The 17,052-nt window shown below is 59.7% G+C and carries 15 protein-coding genes and 1 pseudogene; 7 read left to right on the top strand and 9 right to left on the bottom strand.

What is annotated here, in order from left to right:
- Nucleotides 1-35 precede the first annotated feature (35 nt).
- Both rimI and ACTG27_RS13190 read right to left on the bottom strand, forming a co-directional pair.
- Nucleotides 36-485, bottom strand: a complete 450-nt coding sequence (gene rimI / locus ACTG27_RS13195; protein WP_439979785.1) for a ribosomal protein S18-alanine N-acetyltransferase — start codon at nt 483-485, stop codon at nt 36-38.
- Nucleotides 486-594: 109 nt separating this feature from the next.
- Nucleotides 595-1,029 carry a DNA polymerase III subunit psi gene (locus ACTG27_RS13190; protein ID WP_128834966.1) on the bottom strand — a complete coding sequence of 145 codons (435 nt, stop codon included), beginning with the start codon at nt 1,027-1,029 and terminating at the stop codon, nt 595-597.
- Between the two features lie 314 nt (nt 1,030-1,343).
- On the opposite strand from ACTG27_RS13190, the pseudogene ACTG27_RS13185 reads away from it, so the two are divergent.
- The 3 genes and pseudogenes from ACTG27_RS13185 to ACTG27_RS13175 all read left to right on the top strand — a co-directional run bounded on the left by ACTG27_RS13185 (nt 1,344) and on the right by ACTG27_RS13175 (nt 6,487).
- Nucleotides 1,344-2,958, top strand: a pseudogene (locus tag ACTG27_RS13185) (ATPase RavA domain-containing protein).
- Between the two features lie 9 nt (nt 2,959-2,967).
- Nucleotides 2,968-4,422 (top strand): ATPase RavA stimulator ViaA, encoded by a 1,455-nt coding sequence (viaA, locus tag ACTG27_RS13180; RefSeq protein WP_167570859.1) that lies wholly within the window; start codon nt 2,968-2,970, stop codon nt 4,420-4,422.
- Nucleotides 4,423-4,639: 217 nt separating this feature from the next.
- Nucleotides 4,640-6,487, top strand: a complete 1,848-nt coding sequence (locus ACTG27_RS13175; RefSeq protein ID WP_439979784.1) for a diguanylate cyclase — start codon at nt 4,640-4,642, stop codon at nt 6,485-6,487.
- Nucleotides 6,488-6,627: 140 nt separating this feature from the next.
- On the opposite strand, the gene ACTG27_RS13170 is transcribed toward ACTG27_RS13175, so the two are convergent.
- The gene (locus tag ACTG27_RS13170; RefSeq protein WP_439980519.1) at nt 6,628-6,981 is read right to left on the bottom strand and encodes an SDR family NAD(P)-dependent oxidoreductase; all 354 of its coding nucleotides are present in this window, start codon (nt 6,979-6,981) and stop codon (nt 6,628-6,630) included.
- Entirely contained in the window at nt 6,939-7,349 is a 411-nt protein-coding gene (locus ACTG27_RS13165) for an SDR family NAD(P)-dependent oxidoreductase (protein ID WP_439979783.1), read from the bottom strand. Before ACTG27_RS13165 ends, ACTG27_RS13170 begins: the two co-directional genes overlap by 43 nt.
- Nucleotides 7,350-7,778: 429 nt before the next feature.
- Between ACTG27_RS13165 and prfC the strand changes: the two genes are divergently transcribed.
- Nucleotides 7,779-9,368, top strand: coding sequence for a peptide chain release factor 3 (prfC, locus tag ACTG27_RS13160; protein WP_085942998.1), 1,590 nt, complete (start codon nt 7,779-7,781; stop codon nt 9,366-9,368).
- A gap of 72 nt (nt 9,369-9,440) precedes the next feature.
- Here the strand turns inward: prfC and ung are convergent, their stop codons facing one another.
- The 3 genes from ung to mdtH form a co-directional block, all read right to left on the bottom strand.
- Entirely contained in the window at nt 9,441-10,109 is a 669-nt protein-coding gene (gene ung, locus ACTG27_RS13155; protein ID WP_439979782.1) for a uracil-DNA glycosylase, read from the bottom strand.
- Between the two features lie 83 nt (nt 10,110-10,192).
- Nucleotides 10,193-11,101 (bottom strand): bifunctional helix-turn-helix transcriptional regulator/GNAT family N-acetyltransferase, encoded by a 909-nt coding sequence (locus ACTG27_RS13150; protein WP_439979781.1) that lies wholly within the window; start codon nt 11,099-11,101, stop codon nt 10,193-10,195.
- Nucleotides 11,102-11,240: 139 nt separating this feature from the next.
- Nucleotides 11,241-12,437: a multidrug efflux MFS transporter MdtH gene (gene mdtH / locus ACTG27_RS13145; RefSeq protein WP_005340523.1), complete on the bottom strand. Its 1,197-nt coding sequence runs from the start codon at nt 12,435-12,437 to the stop codon at nt 11,241-11,243.
- A 92-nt stretch (nt 12,438-12,529) separates the two neighbouring features.
- Between mdtH and ACTG27_RS13140 the strand changes: the two genes are divergently transcribed.
- A complete protein-coding gene (locus ACTG27_RS13140) occupies nt 12,530-13,423 on the top strand; it encodes a LysR family transcriptional regulator (protein ID WP_005349020.1) in 894 nt (297 codons plus the stop codon).
- A gap of 32 nt (nt 13,424-13,455) precedes the next feature.
- Here the strand turns inward: ACTG27_RS13140 and ACTG27_RS13135 are convergent, their stop codons facing one another.
- Complete coding sequence (locus ACTG27_RS13135; protein ID WP_439979780.1) at nt 13,456-15,231, bottom strand: M4 family metallopeptidase; 1,776 nt, start codon at nt 15,229-15,231, stop codon at nt 13,456-13,458.
- A 346-nt stretch (nt 15,232-15,577) separates the two neighbouring features.
- Between ACTG27_RS13135 and ACTG27_RS13130 the strand changes: the two genes are divergently transcribed.
- Nucleotides 15,578-16,132 carry a GNAT family N-acetyltransferase gene (locus tag ACTG27_RS13130; protein WP_115522024.1) on the top strand — a complete coding sequence of 185 codons (555 nt, stop codon included), beginning with the start codon at nt 15,578-15,580 and terminating at the stop codon, nt 16,130-16,132.
- Entirely contained in the window at nt 16,132-16,683 is a 552-nt protein-coding gene (gene rimJ, locus ACTG27_RS13125) for a ribosomal protein S5-alanine N-acetyltransferase (RefSeq protein ID WP_107683760.1), read from the top strand. The genes ACTG27_RS13130 and rimJ overlap by 1 nt, the downstream gene beginning before the upstream one ends.
- A 62-nt stretch (nt 16,684-16,745) precedes the next feature.
- Here rimJ and ACTG27_RS13120 read toward each other — a convergent pair whose 3' ends face one another.
- On the bottom strand, nt 16,746-16,994 hold the full coding sequence (locus ACTG27_RS13120) for a hypothetical protein (RefSeq protein WP_005340533.1): 249 nt from the start codon (nt 16,992-16,994) through the stop codon (nt 16,746-16,748).
- Nucleotides 16,995-17,052 lie beyond the last annotated feature (58 nt).

Below are 17,052 nucleotides of genomic sequence, written 5' to 3'. Positions count from 1 at the left end.
GGGACAAAAGGCTTGGGTGCGACGAACAGGCTGGATCAGCCGAAATCGAACAGTCGCGACATCAGCACCGCATCTTCCCTGTCGTTGCCGGTGCCGTAGTAGTCGGCGCGGCGGCAATACTCGGCAAAACCGGCACTCTCGTAGAGGTTGATGGCGGTCTGGTTACCGGCCCGTACCTCGAGAAACCAGGCCTCTGCCCCGGCTTGCTTGCTGCGCGTCAGATAGGCCTGCAACAGCGCCCGTCCCAACCCCTTGCCCTGAAATGCCGGATGCACACAGATATTCATTAGCGAGCTGTCACCGGCCACCAGATCCGAGATATAGAAGCCCGCCGGGCGACCATCGACCAGCATCAAGCCGTTGAGATAGCGAGGGCCGAAGCAGGAGAGCAGGTTGGCCTCACTCCATGGCTCCTTGTGAGCGGCTTGCTCGATGGGGTAGACAAGGTCGAAATCGCTCTCGAGCAGGGGACGAAACTCAGGCATGGGGGCTCCGAATGGCAAGGTGTTGGGCACTGGGGTTGGCAGAGGCGGCATTTGTAAAATCAGGTAAAAAGAGCAGCATCACTGTGGGTCTTGGCGGCATGATGCAGGATCACGCCGCGCTGGCCGCAAGGTGCTGGCGCAGTTGTTGCCACAGGGCGCGCTTTTGCGCGGCGCTGGGGGCGAGCGGGCAGATCAGCGCATTTGGCCGTGCGGGGTTAGCCTCCGTCAGCCAGAGCAGGGGGGAAGCGCCCGCCGTTTGCAGATCGGCAGGCGGCAGCTCGCTGAGCAGTGAGACCTCGTCGGGGGTCATGCCGAGCAACTGGCAGATATCCGCCAGCAGCGTGGTGGCAGGCAGCTGAGGCGCCTGCAGCCAGAGTTTGCCGCTGGGTAGCGGAGCGCTGGTGGCTGGTGCCGTCTGGCCCGGCTGTGTGGCGTTTTGCTCAAGCTCGGGAGCGGGTGCTGCGCCCAGCAATGCCGGACGACGCAGTTGCCAGCTTTGAATGCCCATGCGGGCCAACATGCTCTGACGAACGGGATCTTGCATTTGAGGCGACTCACTCTTGATCTGCATTGGGGAAAATTGTGTTGCGCAGGGTACACTCGAACCGCTTTTGCTGCACCCTTTGCAACGCATCATCTGGCGCATGCGGGCATGGTGCTCATCACGACACTGGCTATGCATGGGCGCAGCACGCTGTCGATACGGTATCGCACTGCCTTTGCGTTTTTTCCTGCCAGAGGCGGGTATTGTGCGGCAAGAGATACCAGAATAAACATCATAACAAGACAAAACCCAAGGTCGAGCAAATGGATATCGCGCCTTGGGGCTAACATCATCCCAGCTTCGGAACACTCTCTATGTCGTCTTTAGCTCAAGCCCAGAATCCTGCGCGTCTTATTCCCATCCAGGAGCGCTTGCCCCGGCTGCTGGCCGCCCTCGGTGAGGGACTCTACGAACGGCAGGATGCCTTGCGCCTCGGTCTGCTGGCGGCCCTCAGCGGTGAGAGTGTCTTCTTGCTGGGGCCACCCGGTATCGCCAGAGAGCCTGATCGCCCGCCGCCTCAAGCTGGCCTTTCACGACGCCCGCCACTTTGAATACCTGATGACCCGTTTCAGTACGCCGGAGGAGGTGTTTGGCCCCCTCTCCATTCAGGCGCTGAAAGAGGATGGCAAATATCTGCGTCTCACCACAGGTTATCTGCCTGAGGCCGAAGTGGTGTTCCTCGACGAGATCTGGAAGGCGGGCCCTGCCATCCTCAACACCCTGCTCACCGCCATCAACGAGCGGCAGTTTCGCAACGGAGACAGCCAGCACCCCATCCCGATGCGCTTGCTGGTGACTGCCTCCAACGAGCTGCCGGCACCGGACAGCGGGCTGGAAGCGCTCTACGACCGGATGTTGGTGCGGATTTGGATGGACCGGGTGCAGGAGAAAGCCAACTTTCAATCCATGCTGGCCAGCGATGGCCACGCCCACCAGAACCTGCCGGAATCCCTGCAGATCCGGGGGGATGAGTACGAGCAGTGGCAGAGCCAGATTGAACAGGTGCGCCTGCCGGATGCCTGTTTCGAGCTCATCTATCAGCTGCGCCAGCAGCTCGACAGCCAGCTGGCCCATCGCTGCTATGTGTCGGATCGTCGCTGGAAGAAGGCAGTACGGCTTATCAAGGCGAGCGCCTTCTTCAATGGCCGCGATGAGGTCGCACCGGTAGATCTGCTGCTGTTCAAGGATTGTCTCTGGCATGACGAGGAGTCCCGCACCGCCCTGCTGGAGATGATGACCGAATTCTCCCGTCTCTACGGCTATCAGCAACTGGCGATGACCCGTCAGCTGCTGGCGTTGCGGGATCAGTTCAAACAGCTCAAACAGAGCGTGGCCCAGCGCCTGTGCACAAAGGCCCGGCAACGCAAGCAGTGGTTTGGTCGGCGGGCTCGGGGCATCGAGATCCCGCTCGCCAATGCCAGGCCCTTTGGCAAACAGGTGCACTTCCATCTGCTCACCCCGGCGCCGCTGGATGGCAGCGATCCCGAACGGCTCACCCGCACCCTGGTGTTCGATCGCACCTTGCTCTCCCATTGGCATCCCACCGGTGAGGCGCTGGTGGGTTATGAGTTCGGCAACCCGAAAGAGGGGCATTACGAGCTGGTGCTGGACGATGAGCTGCGGCTGCAGGTGCTCGATATCCAGCGCCAGCAGATCCCGTTGGTGCTAATGGAGCGCAACGCCATCCCCGAGGTGGTGCTGGCGCCCTGGTTGCAGTCGCTCGACGAGCTGCTGGTTCAGGTCGGCAAGGTGATGCAGATACTCAAGCAGCAGCGCAGCCTGTTCGAGCGTCACCAGCAACACCTCTTTATCGCCCAGCGCTGGCTGCAGCAGGTGGAAGACAGCTTCTTCGTGCTGAACCGGGATCTCGAACTGCTGCGTAGCGAGCTGACCCAGTGGCGCGAGCGGTTGCCAAGGCTGGACGAGTAAGGAGCGCTCATGCTTGAGATCGGCATGCTGGATCTGGGCCTTCTCATGGGAGAGGGTGAGCTGGCGGGAGAGGTGGTGGCGCTGCTGGCGGCCTCACCCAAGATTTCCGAATTTATCAAACGCTCCCCGCTACAGGGCAAGCTGCTGAAAAAGCGCCTGCAGAGTTGGGGCGAGCAGCTTGGTGAGGAGATCCGTCACAAGCCGGTGCCGGTGGCGTTGGAGCAGGAGTACTTGCTCTATCAGGCGCACCGGCAACTGCCGATGACCGAGCTGATTGGTCGCCTGCCCGGCTTGCTGGAGTCGCTGGAGCAGTACAGCCCCTTCGCCGGTGAGGCCAGATCCTTGGTGCGTCAGCTGACGGCCCACCCCACCGAGGGGCTGCGCCAGCTCTTTATCGACAAGTGGCGCGCCAGTCTGGTGGGGAGCCTGCTGCAACTGCAGCAGCAGATCGCCGAAGCGGAGCGAGAGAAGCAACGTCAAGAGATTGAAGATCAGCTGCTGGCGAGCCGCACCCTGGCCGATGCCCTCGACCCCAACCAGATCTCAGCCGGTGGTCTTTGGGATCTGGCGCAGGGGCACTGGCACAAGCGCAGTCTGGTGCTGGTCAAGCAATACGCCCGCATGTTGCAGCGCGAACCCTTGCTGGCGGAGATTGCCGGTCTGCTCGGGCGCAGCGAGCGGGATCGGCGGGCGCAGGAGCAACCTGTGCCGCCGGTTCAGGTGCTGGAGCTGGAGCCCGCTCCCAGCGATGATGTGCCGGACGACTTGGTAGGCATTCATCAGGCCAGCGATCTGATGCGGTTATTGCCAAGCGAAGCTGTGATGCTGGGGCTGCCGGAGCTGGAGCTGGAGTTCTATCGCCGCTATCTGGAGCGGCGTCTGCTGAGCTACCAGTCGCGAGGTACCTTGCCGCGCCAGCGCATCATGTTGCGTACTCCGGAGCAGGGGGGGCAGCAGTTGCAGCAGCGAGGCCCCTTTATCGTCTGTGTCGATACTTCGGGCTCCATGGGGGGCTATCCCGAGGAGTGTGCCAAGGCGCTGTTTCTGGCTTTGCTCAAGGTGGCGATGGATGAGAAGCGCGGCTGCTACCTGATGCTCTTCTCCACCGAGGTGGCGACCCTCGAGATCACTGCAGATACCGGGCTGGACAAGGCGGAGCGCTTCCTCTCCATGAGTTTTCACGGCGGTACCGATCTGGTGCCCTGCCTGGAAAAAGCGCTGGCCAAGCTCGATGATCCCGCCTTTGCCAAGGCGGATGTGCTGGTCATCTCCGACTTTATCGCCCAGAGCCTGCCTCATCCCCTGCTCGATCAGATGAACCGCTATCGCCAGCGCCAGACCCGTTTTCACGCCGTCGCCATGTCCCGCCACGCCAAGCAGGCGCTGTTGCGGGTATTTGACAACAGCTGGCTGCTCGATTGTGGCCTGCGCGGCCGACTGCTGCGGCGCTGGCAGCATCTGTGACGATATAGAGGACACAAGTTGGGCATCTGATTGCGATTTTCCCCCTCCCTGATTCGGCCGGCGCTCACCCTGACTCGACGATGATTCGCTACTGTTGGTCCGGTGGACATATCTTTGGGCTTCCTGCGGTGGCGCTTCCCTTTACAAGGCTTGTGGCAGAAGGGAACAATAACAATAGTCATGTAGTATCGGATTGCCCCTTTTATCCGGAGAGTTTATGCGTCATCTCGCTGTACTGCTGTTGTTGGCAGCGTTTAGGCTTGCGGCTTATCCTTTGGCTCCTGCCCAGCTGGAAGGGGTGCTTGATGAGATGGAGCGAACCTACCAGCTTATAGAGTTACAGAGCGAGCGACTTAACCAGTTATTGCTGGAGGGGGATTCTTATTCACAATCGCAGCTGATGCGGATCAGGCGTTTGACCTGTTGGGCACAATCTGCCGATGACATGCAGAAGTCCAGTGCGGCTGTTACCTATGCCAATGCCCAATTGTTACTGGCGTATCAGCAGCAGGATGGCGTTGCTATGGCAGACCTGACCATCTGTCGTGGTTGGTTCAATCAGCTACTGGGTGATGTGGCACATGCCCGTAAGGACTACGATGAGGGGTTGCAACGGGCCAGGGTGGCCCACGAGCCAAAGCTTGAAGCTCAGGCTCTGTCTCACCGTGGCGCTATGTTGTCGTTTCACGGCGCGGCAGGCCAAGGGTTGGTCGATCTTACCAGGGCGCACACCATTTATGAACGGCTCGGATTGATATCATGGTCTCAGCACGTCCAGCTGGAGATTGCAGCAGCATTTCGTCGTATGGGCCTTTATACCGATGCATTTACTGCTTTGGCGCCGCTTCGTCCGTACTTTATCGCCAGCAGTGATCGCTTCGGCATGGCCAGACTTAGCGATCAACTTGCTCTTATCTACCTGCGGACCGAACGTTATCAGGATGCCTTGGCTGAACTTGAGCTCAGCTCTGCATACTACCGTCAGATCCGGTATCGGATTGAGCATGCTGCTCGTCAGATAATGAAGGCCGAGGCCCAGCTCGGGCTGGGTAATCCCGATGAAGCAAAGAGCTTGTTGGATGCGGCTAGCAAAGTCTTGTTGGCAGATGTGGATCCCGTGCTTTATGGCCGTGTAGAGTTGGTGAGAGCCAAGTGGCAGCTGCAGGCTGGGCAACCGGAACATGCGCTGCAGTCGCTGGAGCGAGTTGAGCCCATTCTCAAGGCGAAGGGCTATGTACTGTTTCTTACCACGTTGTATGCATTGCGTGCTGAGGCACAGGAGGCGTTGCATAACTATCCTGCGGCGTTGGCTGCCCAGCGGGATAACCTGACGCAAGAACAGCTCCTCGCTCAACTGTTACGGGAGCAAAGCATTGCCTGGGTTCGCGGCGAGTTCGAACTGGCCCGTCAAGAAGGGGATAATGCACGACTGAGAATCGAGCAGCAGTTGCAGCAGCAGGAGCTGGAGCAGGTCAAGGAGCGTCGGTTCTGGCTGCTGGTGGTGATGGTGCTTTGCGGGGTACTGGCGCTGCTGACGATGGGGTGGCTGCTTGATCGCAACCGTCGGATGCGTCGTCTGGCCTTTACCGATGAGCTGACCGGCATCAACAACCGCCGTCGGGTGCTACGGCAGGGCAGCGATATGCTGGCGCAGGCTCGCAGGCAGGGCACGCCATTTTGCTTGCTGGTGTTCGATATCGATCACTTCAAGCGGATCAACGATACCCTGGGCCATCATCAAGGAGACAGGGTGCTGCAATGGGTCTCTCGAGCGGCAGATCGTCAGCTGCGGCACCAGGATCAGTTGGGGCGTACCGGCGGAGAGGAGTTCTTGATCCTGCTGCCGGATACCAGCCTTGAAGAGGCGTGCCGGGTGGCTGAGCGGATCCGTCACTCGGTCGCCAACCGGGCGCTGCCCGGCATGTCGTACCCGGTAACCATCAGTATCGGGTGTGCCTCTCTGCGAGACGATGATCAGGATCTGGCGGCCTTGATCCAGCGTGCCGACAATGCGCTGTATCGTGCGAAAGAGGCGGGTCGCAACCGGGTGGAAACAGACGAGTGACGGGCTGGGTATTGTCACTCACCAGGGTGTCATCGCTATTGGGAGCACACTGATACGGCGATGAGACTCGCCCCCTGCGCTCGTTCTTGCCTGCGATGACAGATTGGCAAGCGCGAGCGCAGATGACCGTCAGAAGGGTGTTATGCCCAGGCGCTGCCACCATTGAGGTGAAGCACTTCACCATTCATGTTGTTATTGCTCATCAGGAACAGTGCGGCCTGCGCATAATCCTCTCCCTCACCCAAGCGTTTCAACGGCAGGCTTTGCGCCACGGCTGCCACTTTTTGTGGGTCATTGCCCAGCGCTTTAAGCAACATGGGAGTACGCATGGGGCCCGGGTTGATAACGTTGATCCGACGGGGGGTCAGCTCGGTAACCAGACTGTGAGCCAATGTTTCAACAGCGCCAGCCGCAACGGCAGGGAGTGCTTTACCCAGTTGTGGGCGGCGCGTCACCATCCCGGACGTGAGCACGATGGAGCCGCGTTCGGACAGTTTGGGTGCTGCGGCGCGGATCGCATGAACACTTCCCCAGAAGGGCTGTCCATGTTGATTTTCAAGTCTTCGATGGCAGCGGTGAGAAAGCTGCCTGGTCGCATGACTGCGGCGGTGATGACGAGATGATCCAGCGAATCCAGCTGGTTGAAAAAGTGATTGACGGAGTCGACGTCGAGAATATCCAGTTGATGGCCACTGGCATTTGGGCCCAGTTCAGCCAGTGCAGTGGCAAGCTGCTCACGGCTGGAACCGCCGATAATGACCTTGGCGCCTTGCTCGATCGCCTGTTGGGCGGTGGCCAGGCCAAGACCCGAGGTACCACCGATAATGACGATCTGTTGATTGTGCAGGGTGGAATGTTTCATGTAATGACCTCTCCATTATGTAGATACGATTTACATATTTGTAGCTGGATAGGGAAAGTCCAAGTATGAAAATTTATCAAGAGTGGTTGTTGCTGGCATGAGGAGGGGGCCAAGTCCACGTGGTCCGGATGCTGCCATCCGATTCGGAGTGTTTGATTTTCTGTTCAGTTGGAACCTGTGGAACGGCTGAGCGGCCAAATTATCATCTCTTGTCAGGCTGGGTATTTTTCACTCGCGCGGGTATAATGTCGCGCAATTTTGCTTTGACTCAGGCGAGAAGACCCATGTAACGCAACCCTCCTCCCTCTCTCCACCAGGTTGGCAAAACGCCAGCTGGCGTGGCTTTCGTTGCGTATACATGTGCCGTGAGCGGCATTCCGGATTTATTCCCACGGTGGCTGATGCCACCGCTCAATAGAAGAACGTTGAATTATGTCAGCTGAATTTCTGAGTGAAGTCTCCAAGAGACGCACTTTTGCGATCATTTCGCACCCGGATGCGGGTAAAACCACCATCACCGAGAAAGTCCTGTTGTTCGGACAGGCCATTCAGCGCGCCGGTACCGTCAAGGGCCGTGGCTCGGGCCAGCACGCCAAATCCGACTGGATGGAGATGGAGAAGCAGCGTGGTATCTCCATCACCACCTCGGTGATGCAGTTCCCCTATGCCGATTGTCTGGTCAACCTGCTCGATACCCCGGGTCACGAGGACTTCTCTGAAGATACCTACCGTACCCTGACCGCGGTCGACTGCTGCCTGATGGTCATCGATGCCGCCAAGGGTGTTGAAGACCGGACCCGCAAGCTGATGGAAGTGACCCGTCTGCGTGATACCCCCATCCTCACCTTCATGAACAAGCTGGACCGCGAAGTGCGCGATCCGATGGAAGTGATGGACGAGGTGGAGCGCGAGCTGAAGATCATGTGCGCCCCCATCACCTGGCCCATCGGCTGTGGCAAATCCTTCAAGGGTGTCTATCACCTCTACAAGGATGAGACCTATCTCTATCAGAGCGGTCAGGGCCACACCATCCAGGAGAAGCGGGTGGTCAAGGGGCTGAACAACCCGGATCTGGATGCCGCTGTCGGCGAAGATCTGGCCCAGCAACTGCGCGACGAGCTGGAGCTGGTGCAGGGCGCCTCTCCCGAGTTCGATCACGATGCCTTTATCGCTGGCGAGATGACCCCGGTCTTCTTCGGTACTGCACTGGGTAACTTCGGTGTTGACCACATGCTGGATGGCCTGACCGACTGGGCGCCGTCTCCCATGCCGCGCAAGGCCGAGAGCCGCGAAGTGGTGGCGACCGAGGAGAAGTTCTCCGGCTTCGTGTTCAAGATCCAGGCAAACATGGATCCGAAGCACCGCGACCGTATCGCCTTTATGCGTATCGTGTCAGGTACTTACAGCAAGGGCATGAAGATGCGCCATGTGCGTATCGGCAAGGATGTGAACATCTCCGACGCCGTAACCTTTATGGCCGGTGACCGTGAGCAGGCGGAAGACGCCTTCGCCGGTGACATCATCGGTCTGCATAACCACGGTACCATCCAGATCGGCGACACCTTCACCCAGGGTGAGGATCTCAAGTTCACCGGTATCCCGAACTTTGCACCGGAACTGTTCCGCCGCATCCGCCTGCGCGACCCGCTCAAGCAGAAGCAGCTGCTCAAGGGGTTGGTCCAGCTCTCCGAAGAGGGCGCGGTACAGGTGTTCCGTCCGCTGATCAGCAACGATCTCATCGTTGGTGCGGTCGGTGTGCTGCAGTTTGACGTGGTGGTTTCGCGCCTCAAGAGCGAGTACAACGTTGAGGCCATCTACGAGGCGGTCAACGTCTCCACCGCCCGCTGGGTGGAAGGGACCGACGTCAAAAAGTTCGAAGAGTTCAAGCGCAAGAACGAGGTCAACCTGGCCCTCGATGGCGGTGACAACCTCACCTATATCGCACCGACCATGGTCAACCTGCGCCTGGCACAGGAGCGCCACCCGGACGTGGAGTTCCGTCAGACTCGCGAGCACTGATATTGCTGCGTCTGCCTGCATGGCTGACGAAACAAGAGACCCCGCTTCGGCGGGGTCTTTTTATTAGAGGGATTAACGACAGACCGAGGTCCAGTCGATAGGTGTTTTGTTCTGGGAAATAAGAAAAGCATTGGTTTGTGAGAAATGTTTACAGCCAAAAAAGCCACTCTCTGCAGACCATCCGCTTGGATGTGATGTTTTGAGTATTTTGTGACTCTGTTTGTTAATTAGGCTCTCTTTTTCCTGTGCCTTTTTCCCCCAAAGTAGAAAAACCACCTCTTCACAGTGTTCATTGACTTCTGAAATTGCCTTATCGGTGAACGTTACCCACCCATAGTCATTATGAGAGTTTGGCTTCCCTTGTTCAACGGTCAGCACTGAATTGAGCAATAAAACACCTTGCTGAGCCCAGCTTTCCAGATTGCCGTGAGTAGGTTGTTGAAAGCCCGGAATATCATCGGCCAGCTCTTGGTAGATATTGACAAGCGAAGGAGGGATTCCCACTCCGTGGGGAACTGAGAAGCTGAGACCATGTGCTTCACCATGATTGAAGTAGGGATCTTGTCCCAAGATGACGACTTTCACATCACTCAACTCGGTCAATTTGAATGCATTACATATCTCTGACTGTGGCGGATAGATAGTTTTACCTGCGTCTCGTTCAGCCTTCACTCGGTTCCAACATGCTTTGAAGTAAGGTTGTTCTTTTTCTGGCCCCAATACATCGCCCCAAGTTTTCATTTATTACTCCTGTCGGTTGAGTCGGCAGTATAGGAATTCGTATAAGGTAGAGCAATTTGAGGCCAATTATGTTCGGGAGTGGATCACAGTAATTTCTCCATGCAGATCTCGCAATCCCCGTGGCCGGTGCAGCCAAGGGGACCGGGCAGGTGTTCAAAGCCCAGTGATTCATAGAGGCTGGTGGCTTCGCGCAAGACCTCGGTCGTTTCCAGATAGCAGCGCTGATAACCAAGTGCGCGCGCCTCGTCCAGTGCCTGCAACACCAGCCGCTTGCCAAGGCCCAGTCCGCGCAGGGCGGGCATAAAGTACATCTTCTGCAGCTCGCAGACTCCCTCTTCTCCCGCCAATGGCGCGATACCACCACCGCCGAGGATGGAACCGTCCGGCCCTTCGATGACCCAGTAGCGACTCTTCTTCCCCTGATAACTCTGAGAGAGGGTATCGAGATTGGGATCCGAGACCCCATACCCTTTGTCAGCGGTGAGGCCATATTCGGCCGAGACGGCGCGGATCACCAAGGCGATCTGGGCATTGTCCGCCGCCGTGATGGGGCGGATCTGGTAACCCCGCTGGCGACGGGCGTGGGAGAGGGCGCTGCGATAGAGCCGCAGCCCTTGCCACAGCTGCTCCCGCTCGGGCAGGCTCAACTGCGCCAGCATCTCTTCCATCGCCCCGTCCATCTCCCGGTGCAACTCCAGCAGCATCCCCTGACCGTTGACGGTGAGGCGGGCCTCCTTGCTGCGGCCGTCGGAGGGGTGCGGGTGCCAGCTGATGAGCTCCCGCTCGGCGAGGCGCGCAAGCGGACGACTGGCGTTGGATTTGTCGATGTGCAGCTTTTCTGCCAGCTGCTGGTTGGTGGCCGGGGCGTTTTCCAGCTCGATCAGCAGGTGAGCCTCGATGGGGGTGAGGGCCAGGTTGCCGCACTGCTGGGAGAGCATGCCGAGTTCGCGAACCAGATCGCGCGACAGGGCGCGCAGGGGACGGGGATCCATGTCGTGGTTTCCTGTTTAGTTGTGCATGACAACTAAAATAGCGTAAAAGTTGTAATTCGCAACCTTTTGCTGTGATGACTTGCAGAATATGGGGTGAGCGGCAGCACCGTTGATTGGGCTGCCGCAGGTGGGGCGGTCGTCAGGCGGCTGCTCTGATGGCCAGCTCCGGGCGGCGGGAGAAGCAGCGGGCGAGCAGCAACATGGTGGCGACGCCTATGGTGCCCAGCACCAGCCAGGGGAGGGCCGGTTGTCCCTGTTGCAGCGAGAAGTCATAGAGGGAGCCACCGCCCACGTAGCCGGTCATGCCTCCCAGCGCCAGTCCGAGGCGGCTGAAGCCCATGTAGCTGCCGCGGGCTGTGGGGTTGGCAAGCCGGGTCATCAGGGTCTCCCGGGCCGGTTCACAGATGATGATCCCCAGATAGAAGCAGGCCAGCAGCACGAAGATGCCGGAGAGGGTGCTGACGAAGGCGACCAGCCCGATCCCCACCGTCATGAGCAGGATACCCGCCATCAGCCGGCTCTCCAGCCGATAGCGCCGCTCGCTGAAACGGGCAATAGGGTAGAGCAGCGCCAGTGATAGCGCCGTTTCCAGGCTGTACATCCAGCCCACTGCCGTGGTGGTGCCGGAGAGCTGCTTGACCAGAATGGGGAAAATCAGCATCACCTGTACCCACAGCATGTAGTAGCCGCTCAGGATCAGTACCAGTCGGCAGAAGGCGCGATCCGCCAGCACCTGCCCTAACCCTTCCCGCATCGGAGTCGGTTTGACCGAGAGGCGGTAGGCGGGCAGCAGGGTCCAGTTGCAGAGTGCCGCCAGGGTGAAGAGCCCTGCCCCCAGCAGGCAGACGTAGGTGAAGTCAAAGCGCAGCAGCCAGCTGCCGAGCAGGGCACCGGTGACGGCCCCTGCGCTCTCCAGCATCATCAGCAGGGAGATAAAGCGGCCCCGCTCATGGGGACGGGTAAATTTGATCACCAGTGCGGCCCGTGGCGGGTCGAACAGGCAACCGCCCAGACCGGAGAGGAAGCAGGAGAAGATCAGCATGGCGCCGCTGTCGGCCCAGGCCAGGGTGGCAAAGCCGACGGCGCGCAACAGCATGCCGGTGACGATGAGCGGGCGGGCGCCGAAGCGGTCGGCAAGCGAGCCGCCAAAGATCCCCAGCCCCTGCTGGGTCAGCTGGCGCAGGCCGAGGGCCAGCCCCACCAGACCGGCCGCCCAGCCGAGTTGATCGACGAAGCGCAGGCTGATCATCGGCATCACCACAAAGAAACCCAGGATCACCAGTGTGGTATCCAGCGCCAGAAACCAGCGCCCCCAAAACCTCGCCCTATCGACCATAACGCCCTCTCATTCACAGATACCTTCATTCTGGAGAGGGTTTAGATATAGTGGTAGACGACAACTACCTATATTTCATATCAGGATTATTTATGTCTATGGATCTGGACGATCTGCAACTGCTGCTGGATGTGGCCGAGCTGGGCAGTTTTAGTCAGGCTGCGGCCATTCGTGGCTGGTCACAGCCGCTGGTGAGCCAGCGGATTGCCCAGCTGGAGGAGAGCCTCGGGGCGCCACTGTTTCAGCGCCATCGGCGTGGCGTAACGCCGACCCGTGCCTGCGAGGAGTTTCTGCCATCGGCCCGCTCTGCGCTGGCGATCCTGAGCGAAGGGCGGCTGGCACTGCAGGGGGCGCCTGCGCTGCCTTGTATCCGTCTCTCCAGCCTGCCATCCCTCACTTCGGTGGTGTTTGGCTCGCTATTGATGGAGCTGGTGGACGAGCCGTTTGAGATCCGCTGCACCACGGATCACTCCGGCGAGATCATGCAGTCGCTGCTGACCGGCGAGGCCGATATCGGCTTTGTGCTCAAGCGCCCGCCGGTTGCGGGCCTGCAGATGGAGCTGCTCTGTTGCTCCCCCATCATCGCTATCGCCTCGCCATTGCATCCGCTGGCCGGTTGTCACGGCCTCACCCTGGAGGATATTGCCGACCAGCGGCTGGCGCCTCAGGTATGGGGGCCGGGATGCGACGTCTTTATCCAGCAGTTGCGGCGGCTGCGGCGGGCCGCCAGCCCCCTGCATGCGGTGCAGCCCGCCAGTGCGGCGCGGGATCTGGCGCTGGAACACGGGTTCATCACCCTGATGCCGGAGCTGGCCATCAAGCGGGATCTGGAGGTGGGGCGGCTGGTCAGGCTAGATGTGCGCAATCTGCCGCAAGAGCATTGGGATGTGATGATGGCGTGGCGCGGTGGCAAGCGGCCCAACCCGGCCCGGGAAACCGTGTTGGCCACCGCTCGCACGCTGGCGAAACGGTGGCGCAATGAGTAGAACGATGCGGGACAAGGCCCGCATCGGGTGGATCAGTAGCTGGCCTTGAGGGTCACGCCACTGAATGCAGCAAAGCCGGAGAGCTGGACGTACCAGGTACCTGCCTTGGGATTGGTGAACGAACAGCTTTCGTTGTTACCGCCCTTGTAGGGGCGGCAGTCGTAACTGCTGCTGGTGGGGGCGCTGCCAAAGCGGACGTAGAGGTCGGCATCACCGGTACCGCCGCTGCTGCTGATCTGCAGCGACCTGGTGCCCGCCGGTACGTTCAGGGTGTAGTTGAGTTTGCCACCCTTGCTGGCGGCGAGGTTGCTCACCGGCACGCCGTTTTGCAGTACGTTGTCGCTCGGTGGCGGCGTGCTGCCGCAGCTGGCATCAACCCCGACGGTCTGGAAGGCCCGTGCCACATCCGCCTGACTGTAACCCAGATCGGCGGTCGCCCGGCTGACGCCGCAGGCCCCTTGCTGGTAGTTGGTGTTGGCGCCCCAGTAGAGGCGGTTGGCCAGCAAGAACACTTCAAATGCCTTGCGGGTGTTCCAGCCGCTGCTGGTGGCGAGCAGGTAGAAGGCGCGGTTATAGACCCCGGAGCTGTGGTGTACATCCATCCCCTCCTGATAATCCGCGGCATGGCCGATGGATCTGCCATCCCGGGTCGGATCCTCGAAGTAGCGCAGGGAGCCGTTGCCCTTGAAGATCTGGGCGCCGACCAGCCAGTCGTTGCTCCCTTTCATGTAGAACTCGGCCGCTTCCCCCGCCATATCGGAGAAAGCCTCGTTGATGCCGCCGGATTGTCCTGAATAGATCAGCCCGGAGTTCTGTTCGGTAAAGCCGTGGCTCACCTCGTGGGCGGCCACATCGAGGCTCACCAACGGGTGGAAGGTGGTGGCGCCGTCCCCGAAGGTCATCTGGCTGCCATCCCAGAAGGCGTTCTCGTAATTCTTGCTGTAGTGAACCCGCATCTTCAGCTTGAAGGTCAATGGCGCCGTGTTGTACCAGTTGCGGTACATGTCGAACACAACGTTGCCGAAGTAGTGGGCGTCGTTGAGGGGCGAGTAGGCGCCGTTGATCTCCTTGACCCGGTTCTCCGGGCAGGTGAACTGGTGGATGGCGCCGCCAGAGGTGGCGTGGTTGAGGTTGATGGTATCGACGTTGGGGCTGGTCATCCGGCAGTTGTCATCGACGATGAGCGGGCCAAAATCGGTGCCGTAGACGTATTTGCCGGTCTTGATGTTGCCCCCCGGGCCGGTCGCATCCTTGTGGTTGATCCCCTCCCAGCGTTTGAGCTCCTCACCGCTCTGGGCATCAAGTATGACGAAGGGGCGGCTTGGCTTGTCACCTTCGGCGATGAAGGAGACCTGATAAACCAGCCGAGCCAGCCCGTTCTCATCCTGCATCACGTAGAGTTTGACCTGCTCGTTGCTCCCCTTGCTGCCCGCCTTGGCCTTGCTGGCGGCATCCTGTGGCGAGAGGGTGGCGGCCGGGCTTGCCACATCCTGATCGATCTGGCGCAGCATGCGCCCGCTGGCCTGTTGCAGCTGGCCGTTCAGGCTCTTGTCTGCCACCACCACCTGACCCATTACCGGGATGCCGTTCCAGACCTGCTCGTAGCGGATCCGCTGCTGGCCGTTGGGTAGCTTGACCACCCGCACCTGACGAAACTCGCCATCTTCCAGCTGCAAGGTGCCACTCGCGGCACTGAGGTCGGTCATGGCCCGGATGCCGTTTGCCGTTACGTTGATCTCTACCTCTTGCGCCGCCAGTGCGGTGCTTCCCCAGCAGGCCAGCGCAACGGCCAGATAAATTTTATTCATCTCTTCTTTCCTTAAATCGATGAGGTTGATAAACCGACCGAAGGTCGGGCGTTTTGAAGCTAGTGCCGGTGGGGGAAAGTGCCCCCTGTCAAAAGTGACAGCGCAGCACAAAGGGGTAGCAGGATCTGCCAAAGTGCCGTTTGTGGGCATTCTTCGGCGCCATGTGGAGAGCATTATTCGGTTTCAGACACCCACCCTCCTCTTTTGAAGGAGGAGAGTACGCACGCTGTCACCCTCTGAGAAGCCTGCCGGAGGAGGGTCGTAAAAGTGGCTGGCGCGGCCAGTGGCGATTGGCTACATTGGATGCTGGTTCGCGATTTGATCACTGATTTAAAAGGAGAATCCCATGTTTTCATGGCAGTTGGACGACGAGCTTGCGCTGCTCTTCTTGCAGCCCGATATGGCGAGCGAACTGTTTGCCCTCTGCAATGACAACCGGGAGTACCTCTCCCAGTGGCTACCCTGGCCGCCACTGATCCAGCGCCCCGTCGACAGTGCCCTCTTCATTCGCAGTGCCATCGAGAAGTTCGCCCGCGGCGAGGGGCTCACCACCGCCATCGAGTATCAGGGGGAGGTGGTGGGGGTTATCGGTTACAACAGCATCGATCACGACCTTGGCAAGGTGGTCATCGGTTACTGGCTGGCGGAGCGCTGGCAGGGTAACGGCATCATCACCCGGGCCTGCCAGGCCCTGATCCACCACGCCTTCGAGGAGATGGGGATGGAGAAGGTGGAGATCAGCGCCGCCACCGATAACGAGCCCAGCAGAGCCGTCTGTGAGCGGCTCGGGATGCAGCAGGAGGGGGTGACCCGGCGCGCAGAGCGGCTGGGCAACCGGATTGTGGACCATGTCCACTACAGCCTGCTGCGTGACGAGTGGCTAAGACAGAGGGAGTCCTGATGGCGCTGCCACATATCAAGACGGCCCGCACCCACCTGACCATACTGTCGCCGGATCGGGCCCCCATGATGCTCGACTTCTACCGGCGCAACCGCGCCCATCTCGCCCCCTGGGAGCCGCTTCGGGACGAGCAGTTTTACACTCTCTCTTACTGGCATGCCCGGCTGCAGGACAGCTACAGCCAGTTCTTCAACGGCACCGGCGTCAATCTGGTTGCCCTCGATCCGGCTGGCGAGCGGGTGATCGCCACCTGCAACTTCAGCAATATCCTGATGGGGGTCTTCAAGGCGTGTCATCTGGGCTATGCCATCGACCAGCAGCATCAGGGACAGGGGGTGATGGGAGAGGTGCTGTCAGCCGCCATCGACTACCTGTTTCGGGAGCACGATCTGCATCGCATCATGGCTTGCTATATGCCTGCCAATCAGCGCAGCGGCGCCTTGCTGGAGCGGCTCGGCTTCGAGCGGGAGGGATTCGCGCGGGCGTATCTGATGATCAATGGCCGCTGGGAGGATCACATCCTCACCTCGCTGATTAATCCGGCCCCCTGAACGACAGATAAAAAAACGGGCCCGAAGTTGCCTTCGGACCCGTCTTCGAATGAGGTGCAGGCTTAGTTGGCCTTGGCATCGCTCACTGCAGCTTCAACCTTGGTAGCGGCTTCGGTAGCAGCTTTTTCTACGGTTGCAGTCGCTTCGGAGGTGGCCTTCTCTACGGTAGAGGTGGCTTCGCTAGCGGCTTTTTCTACAGTGGCAGCAACTTCGGCGGCCGGAGCAGCAGCAGGAGCGGCAGCTTTTTCTTCTTTCTGACCGCAAGCAGTCAACATCAGACCCAGGATACCGGCTACCAGTACTTTGTTCATGTGCATTCCCTCAAAAAAAGATGGAGAGATGGTCTGTGCAACCATCACAGCGCCCACC

The sequence above is a fragment of the Aeromonas sp. 97A genome (genome assembly GCF_051919185.1).
GTDB lineage: Bacteria > Pseudomonadota > Gammaproteobacteria > Enterobacterales > Aeromonadaceae > Aeromonas > Aeromonas veronii.
This window is presented reverse-complemented; position numbering and strand designations above follow the sequence as displayed.

Excerpts from the sequence above, each read along its gene's own strand:
- rimI (WP_439979785.1), bottom strand. The coding sequence starts at position 485 with ATGCCTGAGTTTCGTCCCCTGCTCGAGAGCGATTTCGACCTTGTCTAC.
- ACTG27_RS13190 (WP_128834966.1), bottom strand. The coding sequence starts at position 1,029 with ATGCAAGATCCCGTTCGTCAGAGCATGTTGGCCCGCATGGGCATTCAA.
- viaA (WP_167570859.1), top strand. The coding sequence starts at position 2,968 with ATGCTTGAGATCGGCATGCTGGATCTGGGCCTTCTCATGGGAGAGGGT.
- ACTG27_RS13175 (WP_439979784.1), top strand. The coding sequence starts at position 4,640 with ATGCGTCATCTCGCTGTACTGCTGTTGTTGGCAGCGTTTAGGCTTGCG.
- ACTG27_RS13165 (WP_439979783.1), bottom strand. The coding sequence starts at position 7,349 with ATGAAACATTCCACCCTGCACAATCAACAGATCGTCATTATCGGTGGT.
- ung (WP_439979782.1), bottom strand. The coding sequence starts at position 10,109 with ATGAAAACTTGGGGCGATGTATTGGGGCCAGAAAAAGAACAACCTTAC.
- ACTG27_RS13150 (WP_439979781.1), bottom strand. The coding sequence starts at position 11,101 with ATGGATCCCCGTCCCCTGCGCGCCCTGTCGCGCGATCTGGTTCGCGAA.
- mdtH (WP_005340523.1), bottom strand. The coding sequence starts at position 12,437 with ATGGTCGATAGGGCGAGGTTTTGGGGGCGCTGGTTTCTGGCGCTGGAT.
- ACTG27_RS13140 (WP_005349020.1), top strand. The coding sequence starts at position 12,530 with ATGTCTATGGATCTGGACGATCTGCAACTGCTGCTGGATGTGGCCGAG.
- ACTG27_RS13135 (WP_439979780.1), bottom strand. The coding sequence starts at position 15,231 with ATGAATAAAATTTATCTGGCCGTTGCGCTGGCCTGCTGGGGAAGCACC.
- ACTG27_RS13130 (WP_115522024.1), top strand. The coding sequence starts at position 15,578 with ATGTTTTCATGGCAGTTGGACGACGAGCTTGCGCTGCTCTTCTTGCAG.
- rimJ (WP_107683760.1), top strand. The coding sequence starts at position 16,132 with ATGGCGCTGCCACATATCAAGACGGCCCGCACCCACCTGACCATACTG.
- ACTG27_RS13120 (WP_005340533.1), bottom strand. The coding sequence starts at position 16,994 with ATGAACAAAGTACTGGTAGCCGGTATCCTGGGTCTGATGTTGACTGCT.